Here is an 11440-nt window from a genome sequence, read left to right as displayed (position 1 = left end):
CCCCCCTTGAGGGGGCTGAGGTCCGCGGCTCCAAGCCTGCCTGCGCAGGCTTGGACGGACCCGAAGAGCCGCTGTCTCTGGCAGCGACTCGGGGCGCCGCAGGCGCGTCGGGGGGTGTTTCATCCTAGTCATCGACGACCACCGTGTGCGGCACGCGTCCAACGGCGATGGTCTTGATCGGCTTCGCGGTGGCGGCATCGATCACCGTCATGTCATCCGACAAGCCGTTGACCACGAACAGACGAGAACCATCTCGATTGATCGCCACGCCCCAGGCCCGCTTGCCCACCAGGGCCAGGGCCGTCGTGGCGCGCGACGCCACGTCGACGAAGGCCACCTGGTTGGCACGGCCCAGCCCGACGTACATCGTCCTGCCATCGCGCGACAAGGTGATGCCGACCGGCGTGATGTCGTCCGGACGCAGGCCCTTGACCGCGAAGGGAATGGTGGCCAGCACCTTCAGCTCGCCCGTCGAGATCACGCTGACGCTGCTGCCCAGTTCGTTGGTCACCCACAGCTCGCTGCCGTCGGCCGAAAAGGCGAACCGACGCGGGCGCGGGCCGACCGGGATGTTGCGGATCACCTTGAGCGAGCCCGCGTCGATCACATGCACCATGTTCGCGATCTCCGAGCTCACGTACACGCGCTTGCCGTCAGGCGACACCTTCACACCTTCGGGTTCCTTGCCGACGGGCACGCCCTTGACCAGCTTCTTCGCCGTCAGGTCGAACACGTTGAGCGTGCCGTCGTCCTCGGCCGACACATAGGCGGTCCGGCCGTCCGCCGAGAGGTCGAATACCTCCGGATCGTCGCCGAGCGGCGCGCTCGCGACCGACTTGCGCGTCGCCAGGTCGATGATGTCGGCCCGGCCCGAGTCGCTGCACGCCACCATCAATTGGGTGTTGCCGTTCAGTCTTTGCATGTGGCGCGGACGCTTGCAGGTCGGGATGACGCCGACGACGGCCAGCGTCTTCAGGTCCACCATGGTGATCGCGTGGTCCTTCTCACTGGAGACGAAGGCGAGCTGGCTGTCTCTGGCGGCCGCAGGCAGCGCCGCGAGTGCAGCGGCCAAAGCGACCAAAGCGACCAAGGGGGCCGACTGGAGGGGGGTGTACCAGGTCATGCGGTGGTGCCTCGCGGGTTGTCGCTCACATTGCTGTCGTTGCAGGAGAACGCGTGGCGCTCAGGAAGGCCGCCTCCAGCGTCGCGCCGCCCAGCGTGGCCCTCACTTCGGCGGGGGTGCCGTCGGCGAGCAGGCGCCCGCGGTGCAGCACCAGCACACGGTCGGCATGCTCCGCTTCCGACACCAGGTGCGTGGCCCACAGCACGGTCACACCGCGCTGGCGCACCTCGTCCTGCAGGCCATGGACCAGGTCGTGGCGCGATCGGGGATCGAGTCCGACCGTGGCCTCATCCATCAGCAGCAGGTCGGGCCGGTGCAGCAGCGCGCGTACCAACTCGACCTTGCGCCGGTTGCCGCCGGAGAGCTCGCGCACGCTGCGCTGCATGTCCGCCGTGAGTCCGAGGCGCGCAGCCTCGAAGGCAATCCGCTCGCGAGACACATGCCATGGCAGGCCTTGCAGGTCGGCATGGAATTGCAGGTTGCGCGCGATGCTCAGATCGAGGTCCAGCGACTGCTGCTGAAACACCACGCCGATGTGCGCGAGCGCACGGCGCGCATCGTTGCGCATCGACAGGCCGGCCACCTCGATGTCGCCCTCATCGGCCGCGAACAAGCCGGTCAGCACCTGGAACAGCGTGGACTTACCCGCCCCGTTCGGCCCCAGCAGCACGACGAAGGCGCCGCGCGCGATCGAAAGGCTCAGCGCATCCAGCGCGACGCATGCACCGTAGCGCTGCGTGAGGCCGCGGATCTTCAGCATGGGAGGGCGCCCGCCGCGCTGCAGGCGAGCGAGTTCTCGTCGCTGCGGAACATCAGGCCTGCACCTCGCCCTGCACCCGGCACGAAGCGCAACGTGTGCATGGACACGCCATCGGCGCGCGCCCTGACGGCGGCGTCCAGCATGTCGTCGACGCGCCCTCGGTGCGCACTCTTCGGGCATACCGGGTCGGTCGCGGCCGCGTCGCCCGTGACCAGAAAGGCCTGGCAACGGCAGCCACCGAAGTCACGATGCCGTTCGTCGCAATCGCTGCAGGTCGGGTCCATCCAGCCCTGGCCRCGGTAGCGGTTGAAGGCCTCGCTTCCGTGCCAGGCCTCGCGCACGGACATCTCTTGCAGATTCGGCAGCRCCAGATCCGGCAGCATGCGGGCGCTGTGGCAGGGCATGGCGATGCCATCCGGCGCGACCACCATGAACACCGAACCCCAGCCGGCCATGCACGGCTTGGGCTTGGCATCCGCATAGTCGGGGGAGACCCAGAGGATCTTCATCCGGCCCGCCAGCCTCGCGCGGTGCATGTCAACGATGGCCTCCGCATCGCGCAGTTCAGCCGGCGTCGGCATCAAGGCGGCGCGGTTGAGCCAGGCCCAGCCGTAGTACTGCGTGTTGGCCAACTCCAGAAATTCCGCGCCCATGCGCTCGGCCATCCCGATGATGCGCTCGACATGCTGCAGGTTGAAGCGGTGCATCACGCAGTTCAGCACCATCGGATAGCCCTCGGCCTTGATGATCCCGGCAACCTTCGATTTCAGGTCGAAGGTCTTCGTGGAGCTGAGAAAGTCGTTGAGTTCGCGCGTCGAGTCCTGGAAAGAGAGCTGGATGTGATCGAGGCCGGCCGTCTTCAGCGCGCTGGCGCGCGCACGGGTGAGCCCGACGCCGGACGTGATGAGGTTGGTGTAGAAGCCCAGGCCGTGCGCGTGCGCGACGAGTTCCTCGAGGTCGTCCCGCAGCAGCGGCTCGCCGCCCGAGAAGCCGAGCTGCACGGCGCCGAGCGCGCGTGCTTCGGTCAGCACGCGCTGCCAGCTTGCGGTGTCGAGCTCGTCCTGGTGACGCGCATAGTCGACCGGATTCGAGCAGAACGCGCAGTGCAGAGGGCAGCGATAGGTCAGCTCCGCGAGCAGCCACAGCGGTGGCCCTGCCGCGCCGTGGCCGGTCATGATGGCGCCTCTTGCAGCCAGCCGCGTTGCAGTGCCTGGCTCAGGAAGACCATCACGTCGTCGTGCAGAGGGGATTGCGCGAAGGCGATTTCCAGGTCGGTGACGATCTCGTCCACCGTGCGCCGACCGTCGCAGCGTTGCAGAATCTCGGCGGCCGGGGGGTTGAGGCGCACCATGCCCTCGGGGTAGAGCAGGATCCAGCTGTCCTGGGCCGGCTCGAACTGCATCCGGTACAGGCTCGACAGGCGGGGCTGGGCGTCGGGCGTGATCATGGTCGTTGTGCCGCTGGCAGGTCGTCCGGAAAGCCGCGTTCAATCGCATCGAGCATCGACCACAGGATGTCGAGCTTGAAGTGCAGGATGGCCAGTGCGCGTTCCTGACGCGCGCGTGTGGTGCACCAGCGCCTTGCAACGTCGAGTCCGTGTTCGACGTCGCGCGTGGCGAGCGGGATGCGGCTGCGAAAGTAGGCCAGGCCCTCGACGTCGATCCACGGGTACAGCGCAGGCCAGCCGGCGAGCCGGTCGGCATGGATCTTCGGTGCGAACATCTCGGTCAGTGACGAGATGGCCGCTTCCTCCCAGGGGCGCTGGCGCGCGAAGTTGACATAGGCGTCGACGGCAAAGCGCACGGCGGGCTGCACGTGGCGATGCGCCCAGAGGTCGGCCGGATCCAGGCCCACGGCCTCTGCGAGGCGGACCCAGGCCTCGATGCCACCTGCGTCGTCTCCCGCGTAGTCGCCACGCCCGTCGTGATCGAGCATGCGCAGGATCCAGCGTCGGCGTTCGGCGCGGTCGTCGCAGTTGGACATCACCGCCGCGTCCTTGCGGGGGATGTTGACCTGGTAGTAGAACCGGTTGGCCACCCAGGCGCGCACCTGGAAGGGCTGCAGTTCGCCGCGATTGAGCCGCCGGTTGAAACGATGGTGGATGTGGTAACGCGACTCGCAGGCGCGCAGGCGGGCCTCGAACTCGTCGAAGGCCCACAGGCGCTGCAGTTCGTCGCGCGCCGCTTCGCGCGGATTCAGACAAGTTGCCGTCATAGCGTGATCTCCATGCCGTCGTAGGCCACCTCGATGCCGTGGCTGTCGAGCAGGCGGCGCTGCTCGCTGGCCTCGTCCAGGATCGGGTTGCTGTTGTTGATGTGGATCAGAACCTTGCGCCGCGCGGCCGTGGCCAGCATCACGTCGACCATGCCCAGGCGTGCGTCGCTGCCCATCTGCGGCAGGTGGCCCATCTCGCTGGCCGTCTTGCGGCTGAGGCCGGCGTTCAGCATTTCGTCCTCGACCCAGAAGGTGCCGTCGACGAGCAGGCAGTCGGCGCCGTGCATCCACTGCAGTTCGTGCGCGCCAACCTCCGCCAGGCCCGGCGCGTAGAACAGGCACTTGCCGTCTGCGAGGTCTTCGATCAGGAGCGCGATGTTGTCACCGACCGTCTGCTCGCGGCGGTGGGGCGAATAGGGTGGCGCCTTGCCCGGAATGGCCACCGCCGTGAAGCGAAGCGAAGGAAACCGTTCGACGGTGAAGGCAGCGCTGGTCCTGGTGCCGGCCACCGCAAGCATGTGCCAGCGTGTGCCGCAATAGTGTTCGAGCACGCTGAGCACCGGGAAGACGGTGGTCAGGTCCTCGAACACGCAGGGCGTCGCATAGATGTCGATGCACGGGCCTTCGCGCATGCCGAGCAGGCCGGTGACGTGGTCGATCTGCGCATCCATCAACACGACGGCCTTGATCGGCGTGTCGCGCACGCCGTGGCGTGGATGCAGTTTTGCATGGCTGCGCAATTGCTGGCCGATGTCGGGCGAGGCATTGAGAAGCACCCACGATTCGCCGTCGCTCGACACGGCGATGGAGCTCTGCGTGCGCGCCTGCGAGGGGAATGCGCCCAGGCGCTGGCCGGCGCACTGCCGGCAGTTGCAATTCCATTGCGGAAATCCGCCACCGGCGCCGGATCCGAGCACGAGTATTTGCATGATGAGGAGGGAAGATTCGGGCCGGCGGCAGGGCGACGGGAGGCCGCCCGCCACCGGCTTGCGAGGGGTCAGCGGTGCGAGATGTACATCGTGATCTCGAAGCCGAAGCGCATGTCTTCAAACGCGGGTTGCGACCATTTCATGGAGTCTCCTTCAGAGCAGAACAGGCCCAGGCGGAATTGCCTTTGGGGCCTGTGCTGTTTCGCAAATCGCATGCCTGCGGCGGCAGGGTGCCGCATGGGCGAAAAGACTCGGGATTGCCCCTATTTCGAAGACGTCAGAGGGCGGGAATGGGACGTCGGAAGGGCCCTGGGGGCCGATGCCCGGGGGGGAGTGTTCCAGGGTGGTACAGCGCCGTGCGACGGCGGTACAGGGTAGTCCCTTAGGACCGTCGGGCGCTGGCGCGCTTCACTTGGCCCAGCGAAGCTTCCGATAGATCGTGTTGCGGCTGATGCCCAGCTGCTTGGAGGCGACCGAGATGTTCCCGTTGGCGGCGGCAACGGCGTTGCGGATCAGCTCGACTTCCGACTCGCCGAGCGTACGGGGCGCAGCGGCCTCGTTCATCGCCGGGGACGGTGCGGGCGTGACGGTAGGCGGCGCCGCGCGCTCGTCGGGCACGGGCGCGAAACGGACAGGGGCAGCGTCGAGCGCGGGCGGCGCGACCGGCATCGCCACGAACGCCACGGGCTCCGGTCGCTGGCGTGTGCATCGCACATCCTCGAGGAAGTCATCCGACAGATGGTGCTCCGCGATCTCTCGTTCGCCCGCGGCCATGACCGACGCCGTGCGCAGGACGTTCGCAAGCTGGCGCACGTTGCCCGGCCAGGGGTAGCCCTGGAACAGCGACATCACCGCCGCGCTGATGTCCGGTGTGCCATGCGGGCACTCGGCCAGCAGGATCCGGCGCGCCACCACATCCAGGTCGTTGCGCTCACGCAGTGCGGGAAGCTTCACCACCAGGCCGTTCAGGCGGTAGTACAGGTCTTCGCGGAACGAGCCGGCCTCGATCATCTCGCGCAGCTTGCGGTGGGTCGCACCGATCACCGCGATGTCCACCGGAATCGACTTGAGACTGCCCAGTGGCGTCACGTTGCGCTCCTGCAGCACCCGCAGCAGACGGGCCTGCAGGGCCAGCGGCATGTCACCGATCTCGTCGAGGAACAACGTGCCGCCGTTGGCCTGCACGATGCGCCCGACCGATCCCCTGCGGCGAGCGCCCGTGAAGGCGCCGTCTTCATAGCCGAACAGCTCGGCCTCGATCAGCGACTCCGGAATCGATGCACAGTTGACGGCCACGAAGGGCTGCTTGGCGCGGTTCGAATCCTGGTGGACCGCGCGCGCCAGCAATTCCTTGCCCGTGCCCGTCTCACCGAGGATCAGCAGCGGAATGTCGCGGTTGATGACGCGTTGCACCTTCCGGACCAGCGCACCGATCTGCGGGTCGCCCGTGTTCAGGTAGTGCAGGCCCGAGAACAGCGTGCCGTCGGCGGAATGCGCCGTGTCGCCGGCCAGCGAGCCCGAGCGCTTGCYGCTCTCGGCCCCGGCCGCCCTGCGCTCGACGGCCACATCGGTGGCTGCCGGCGACAACGTCGGCTCCATGACCACAGACCGCTGTGGCCCGTTGAACCGCGCGTTGACATGAAACTGCCGCCCGCCGGCCATAGTCGTCGGACAACCACTGGTTCTCGATCATGCGCGCTGACATGCGGACCAGGCCCATCGTGTGCTGATGGTAGGAGCGCTGGTCGCCGGTGACGTCGAGGACGCCGAGCATGTTGCCACGCGGGTCGAAGATGGGCGCCGCCGAGCAGGTGAGAAAGTGGTTGGCGTGGATGAAATGCTCGCCGCCGTGGACCACGGTGGGCGCCTCCTCGAACAACGCGGTGCCGATCGCGTTGGTGCCCTTGGAGTGCTCTGCCCAGTTCACGCCCGGCGTCAGCGCGACCTTGTCGGCGCGCTGCAGGAACTTGTCGTCGCCGACGGAATGAAGGATGGTGCCCGTCATGTCGGCCAGCACGATCATGCTCTCGGTGTTCACGATCTGCTCGAAGAGCATTTCCATCACGGGTGCGGCGTGGGTGAACAGGCGCTGGTTTCGTTCGCGCGCCACGGTGAGATCGCTGCGCATCAGGGGCTCGAAGTCGGGCCTTTCCATGCGGGTCAGACCCAGGGCTGCGCAGCGTTGATGCCACTGCTCGATCAGCTCCGTTCGCGCCGGCTGCGGTGGGACGGGCAGCACTGCAGGCGTGGTCCAGGTCTTGGCGGTCGTGGCCAGCGCACGGTGGTTGTCAACCATTTGTCTGTCTCCTCTGCTTCTAGGCGAGCAGGTTCTCTCGTTCGAAAAACATCGTGGGATCGGCCAATGTGTTCCGTTTTGATACATCGGAAGCCGACCCTCGCTGTCACACGTCGGCTGCCAGACGACAAGGATGCCACATGACGGAGCTTTCCACGCAATTTGTGTACCCGCTTGCAACAACTCCGAGTGGCACGGCGTTTGCGGATCTGGTCATGTTTCTACTTATGCACGAACGGAGACTGACATGACGAGTTTCGATCCGAGCGCCGGGTGGCGGCTGGGCAGCCTGATTCGCAGGAAGGCAACGTGGGGTTGGGCGGGCCGAAAGGCCGGCGTGCTGCTCGGTGCAGCCATCTGCATGGCCGGCGCCACCGTGGCGTGGTCGCATGGCGACGTGACGCCACAGGCCGTGGACACCAGCGGACTGCCCGGACTGGGCAAGGAATGGCGCCCCGAGAACCCCTATCGCGGCAACGCGCCGGCCATCAAGATCGGCACCTCCGCCTACAACCAGAACTGCGCGCGCTGCCATGGCATCGAGGCGATCTCCGGTGGCATCGCGCCCGATCTGCGCAAGATCGACAACGACTGTGCGGCGCTGAAGGACGCCGCCAAGAAGGCCGCGTGCATCAAGGAGATGGACGACTACTTCCTGACCACCGTACGCCACGGCCGCACGCGCAACGGTGCGGTCTACATGCCCCCATTCGAAGGCGTGATGAGCCAGGAGGCCATCTGGTCGATCAAGGCCTACCTCGAGACCCGTCGCGACAAGCCGATGTAGGGGCCGACCATGCACGCCTCTCCACCGTCGCGCCGCGACTGCCTGCGCTGGCTCGGCGCAGCCGGCCTTGCGGGTGCGCCGCTCATCGCGCGCGCCTTGCCGCTGGAGCGCATTCGCGCGCGCGGGACGCTCATCGTCGCGATCTACAAGGACATGCCGCCATTCCATGACGACGGCATGGGCATCGACGTCGATCTGGCGCAGGCGCTGGCGGACACGCTCGGCGTCAAGCTGTCGATGCTGCCGTTCCACGCCGATGAAAACATGGGCGACGACCTGCGCAACATGGTGTGGCGCGGGCACTACCTGGGTTTCGGCCCGGCCGACGTGCTGATGCACGTGCCGGTCGACAAGCCTCTGATCGACGAGACGCCACAGGCCACCATCTTCGCGCCGTACTGTCGCGAGCGCGTCGTTCTGGCACGGCAGCTCGACCGCCTGCCGCGGCTCGATCGATTCTCGGACCTGGGCGATGCGAAGGTGGCTGTGCCCGGCCAAACGCTGGCCGGCTGGTTGATGATCGGCGCCGAAGGCGGAGCCTATCGCAACCAGCTCAGCACGCAATGGAAGGACGGGACCGCGGCCGCGCATGCCCTCCAGCGCGGCGAGGTGGCCGCTGCCGCGGGTCTTGCGTCGGAGCTGGAGTCGGTGCTGCGCGGCGACGCGCGGTTTGCGATCGCGCCCCTGCCCTCGCCGCGCGCCCCACGCAACGGCTGGGCGGTGGGCATGGCGGTGAAGAAGGACGCGACCGACCTGGCGCAGGCACTGCAAGCCGGCATCAACGACCTCGCCAGCAGCGGGCGACTGCGCAGCATGTTCGAACGCGCCAACGTCGCCTGGCTGGCGCCGTGAAAGAAACAGTGCGCGGGTCCGGCTACGGCCGGCCCTGTGCTTCCAGCGCCTGCCATTCGGCGTCGTCGTAGAGCCGCGAGCGCGTCAGAAAGCGCAGCCCGGTCGGACGTTCCAGCGAGAACATGCCGCCGTTGCCTGGCACCGCATCGATGATCAGGTGCGTGTGCTCCCAGTATTCGAACTGGGATCGACTCATGTAGAAGGGCGTGCCCGCAATCTCGCCGAGGCAGATGTCGGCATCGCCCGTGATGAACTCGCCCAGGGTGAAGCACATCGGCGCGCTGCCATCGCAGCAGCCCCCCGACTGGTGGAACATCAACGGACCATGCTGCGCGCGCAGACGCTCGATGAGCGCCTGCGCGGCCGGCGTCGCGGACACGCGACCCACCGGCGCGATGGCCGGCGCGTGAGGGTGCGTGCCGGGCGACATGGGTCGCTCTCTCAGAAGAAGCCCAGCTTGTTCGGGCTGTAGCTCACCAGCAGGTTCTTGGTCTGCTGGTAGTGGTCGAGCATCATCTTGTGGTTCTCGCGGCCGATGCCCGACTGCTTGTAGCCGCCGAAGGCCGCATGGGCCGGGTACTGGTGATAGCAGTTGGTCCACACACGGCCGGCCTGGATGCCGCGGCCCATGCGGAAGGCGCGTGCGCCGTCGCGGCTCCACACGCCAGCGCCCAGGCCGTACAACGTGTCGTTCGCGATCTCGAGGGCCTCCTCCTCGGTCTTGAATGTCGTCACCGACACCACCGGCCCGAAGATCTCTTCCTGGAAGATGCGCATCTTGTTGTGGCCCTTGAACACAGTCGGCTTGATGTAGTAGCCCGCCGCCAGCTCGCCGTTCTTCAGGTTGCGCTCGCCCCCGGTCAGGCACTGGGCGCCCTCCTGCTTGCCGAGGTCGATGTACGAGAGGATTTTTTCCATCTGCTCCTGCGAGGCCTGCGCACCCAGCATGGTGGCGGTGTCCAGCGGGTGGCCCTGCGTGATCGCCTCGACGCGCTGGATCGCGCGTTCCATGAATCGGTCGTAGATGGATTCCTGGATCAGCGCGCGGCTCGGGCAGGTACACACTTCGCCCTGGTTCAGCGCGAACATCGCGAAGCCTTCCAGGGCCTTGTCGAAGAAGGCGTCATCGGCCGCAAGCACGTCCTCGAAGAAGATGTTGGGCGACTTGCCGCCGAGCTCCAGCGTGACCGGGATCAGGTTCTGGCTCGCGTACTGCGAGATCAGCCGGCCCGTGGTCGTCTCACCGGTGAAGGCGATCTTGGCGATGCGCGGGCTCGACGCGAGCGGCTTGCCGGCCTCCAGGCCGAAGCCGTTGACCACGTTGAGCACGCCCGCGGGCAGCAGGTCGCCGATGATCTCCATCAGCACCAGGATCGAAGCGGGCGTCTGTTCGGCCGGCTTCAGCACGATGCAGTTGCCCGCAGCCAGCGCCGGCGCCAGTTTCCACACCGCCATCAGGATCGGAAAGTTCCACGGAATGATCTGTCCCACCACGCCGAGCGGCTCATGGAAATGGTACGCATAGGTCTCGTGGTCGATCTCGCTGATGCCGCCTTCCTGTGCCCGCACGCACGATGCGAAATAGCGAAAGTGATCGATGGCCAATGGCATGTCGGCGGCCATCGTTTCGCGCAGCGGTTTGCCATTGTCGAGCGTCTCGGCCACGGCCAGCGTCCGGAGGTTCTGCTCCATGCGGTCGGCGATCTTCAGCAGGATGTTGGCGCGGTCGGTCGGCGACGTGCGGCCCCAGGCGGCCTTGGCCTTGTGCGCGGCATCGAGCGCCGCCTCGATGTCCTTCGCGTTCGAGCGCGGGATGCTTGTGAAGGGCTGACCGGTCACCGGCGTCAGGTTGTCGAAGTACTGCCCGTCGATCGGCGCGACCCACTGGCCGCCGATGTAGTTGCCGTACTGCTTCTTGAAGGGGTTCGCAATGCCGAGGTTGCGCATTTCTGCCATGTCCATGAAATCATCTCCGTTGAAGTTGAGGAAGGAACGCATGGACTGTCCCGCAATCGGCGGGCCAGCACGTGCCAGGCGATCCAAGTCGTTGTCAGGAAATGCCTTTTGGATTGGAGTGCTCCACATCGGCGTGACCGCGTTGTGCCTGGTCCTGTGCCGAAGCGGAGCAGGTGTTGCAGATTGAGCCAGTGCCGGGCTCGCGAGCCTGGGCATCGATCTTGCGCGTTCGTCCGACTCCAATGCCCGAAGGAAGAGAGATGAAGCAGTGATGACGAACACATCGAAGACCATCGAATCGGTCTTGATCGAAACCCGCGTGTTTTCCCCCGACGCCCGCGCCACCCAGGGCGCGCGCATCGCCAGCATGGCGGCGTACGACGCGCTCTGCAAGGAAGCCGCGGACGACTTCGACGGCTTCTGGGCCCGCCAGGCGCAAGCCAACGTGGTGTGGACCCAGCCCTTCACGCGCACGCTCGACGAATCGAATGCGCCTTTCTACAAGTGGTTCGAGGACGGCGAG

General features: G+C 66.7%; 12 protein-coding genes and 1 pseudogene. 3 read left to right on the top strand and 10 right to left on the bottom strand.

The window, feature by feature from the left end:
* Positions 1–124: 124 nt before the first annotated feature.
* From AC1D2K_RS26635 to AC1D2K_RS26600, 8 genes and pseudogenes are all read right to left on the bottom strand, one after another.
* A complete protein-coding gene (locus AC1D2K_RS26635) occupies positions 125–1123 on the bottom strand; it encodes a PQQ-dependent catabolism-associated beta-propeller protein (RefSeq protein ID WP_478092338.1) in 999 nt (332 codons plus the stop codon).
* A gap of 25 nt (positions 1124–1148) precedes the next feature.
* Positions 1149–1883: an ABC transporter ATP-binding protein gene (locus tag AC1D2K_RS26630; RefSeq protein ID WP_478092336.1), complete on the bottom strand. Its 735-nt coding sequence runs from the start codon at positions 1881–1883 to the stop codon at positions 1149–1151.
* Positions 1877–3058 (bottom strand): pyrroloquinoline quinone biosynthesis protein PqqE, encoded by a 1182-nt coding sequence (pqqE, locus tag AC1D2K_RS26625; RefSeq protein ID WP_478092334.1) that lies wholly within the window; start codon positions 3056–3058, stop codon positions 1877–1879. The genes AC1D2K_RS26630 and pqqE overlap by 7 nt, the downstream gene beginning before the upstream one ends.
* The gene (gene pqqD, locus AC1D2K_RS26620; protein WP_478092332.1) at positions 3055–3330 is read right to left on the bottom strand and encodes a pyrroloquinoline quinone biosynthesis peptide chaperone PqqD; all 276 of its coding nucleotides are present in this window, start codon (positions 3328–3330) and stop codon (positions 3055–3057) included. Before pqqD ends, pqqE begins: the two co-directional genes overlap by 4 nt.
* Positions 3327–4097 (bottom strand): pyrroloquinoline-quinone synthase PqqC, encoded by a 771-nt coding sequence (pqqC, locus tag AC1D2K_RS26615; RefSeq protein ID WP_478092331.1) that lies wholly within the window; start codon positions 4095–4097, stop codon positions 3327–3329. The genes pqqD and pqqC overlap by 4 nt, the downstream gene beginning before the upstream one ends.
* Positions 4094–5026: a pyrroloquinoline quinone biosynthesis protein PqqB gene (gene pqqB / locus AC1D2K_RS26610; protein WP_478092329.1), complete on the bottom strand. Its 933-nt coding sequence runs from the start codon at positions 5024–5026 to the stop codon at positions 4094–4096. The genes pqqC and pqqB overlap by 4 nt, the downstream gene beginning before the upstream one ends.
* Before the next feature lie 68 nt (positions 5027–5094).
* The gene (gene pqqA / locus AC1D2K_RS26605) at positions 5095–5169 is read right to left on the bottom strand and encodes a pyrroloquinoline quinone precursor peptide PqqA (protein ID WP_478092343.1); all 75 of its coding nucleotides are present in this window, start codon (positions 5167–5169) and stop codon (positions 5095–5097) included.
* A 265-nt stretch (positions 5170–5434) separates the two neighbouring features.
* A pseudogene (locus AC1D2K_RS26600) lies at positions 5435–7322 on the bottom strand (sigma-54-dependent Fis family transcriptional regulator).
* A 361-nt stretch (positions 7323–7683) separates the two neighbouring features.
* Between AC1D2K_RS26600 and pedF the strand changes: the two are divergent.
* Both pedF and AC1D2K_RS26590 read left to right on the top strand, forming a co-directional pair.
* Entirely contained in the window at positions 7684–8109 is a 426-nt protein-coding gene (pedF, locus tag AC1D2K_RS26595; protein WP_478092340.1) for a cytochrome c-550 PedF, read from the top strand.
* 9 nt (positions 8110–8118) lie between these two features.
* Positions 8119–8961: a substrate-binding periplasmic protein gene (locus AC1D2K_RS26590; protein WP_478092327.1), complete on the top strand. Its 843-nt coding sequence runs from the start codon at positions 8119–8121 to the stop codon at positions 8959–8961.
* A gap of 22 nt (positions 8962–8983) precedes the next feature.
* Here the strand turns inward: AC1D2K_RS26590 and AC1D2K_RS26585 are convergent, their stop codons facing one another.
* On the bottom strand, positions 8984–9391 hold the full coding sequence (locus AC1D2K_RS26585) for a DUF779 domain-containing protein (RefSeq protein ID WP_478092326.1): 408 nt from the start codon (positions 9389–9391) through the stop codon (positions 8984–8986).
* A gap of 11 nt (positions 9392–9402) precedes the next feature.
* Positions 9403–10923 (bottom strand): aldehyde dehydrogenase, encoded by a 1521-nt coding sequence (gene adh / locus AC1D2K_RS26580; RefSeq protein WP_478092324.1) that lies wholly within the window; start codon positions 10921–10923, stop codon positions 9403–9405.
* A gap of 265 nt (positions 10924–11188) precedes the next feature.
* Between adh and AC1D2K_RS26575 the strand changes: the two genes are divergently transcribed.
* The coding region (locus AC1D2K_RS26575; RefSeq protein WP_478092322.1) for an acetyl-coenzyme A synthetase N-terminal domain-containing protein at positions 11189–11440 on the top strand (252 nt) is incomplete at its 3' end.

This window comes from Variovorax sp. P1_H12_2, from assembly GCF_056405335.1.
The sequence above is the reverse complement of the archived record's forward strand: the minus strand, read 5'-3'. Positions and strand labels throughout refer to the sequence as shown.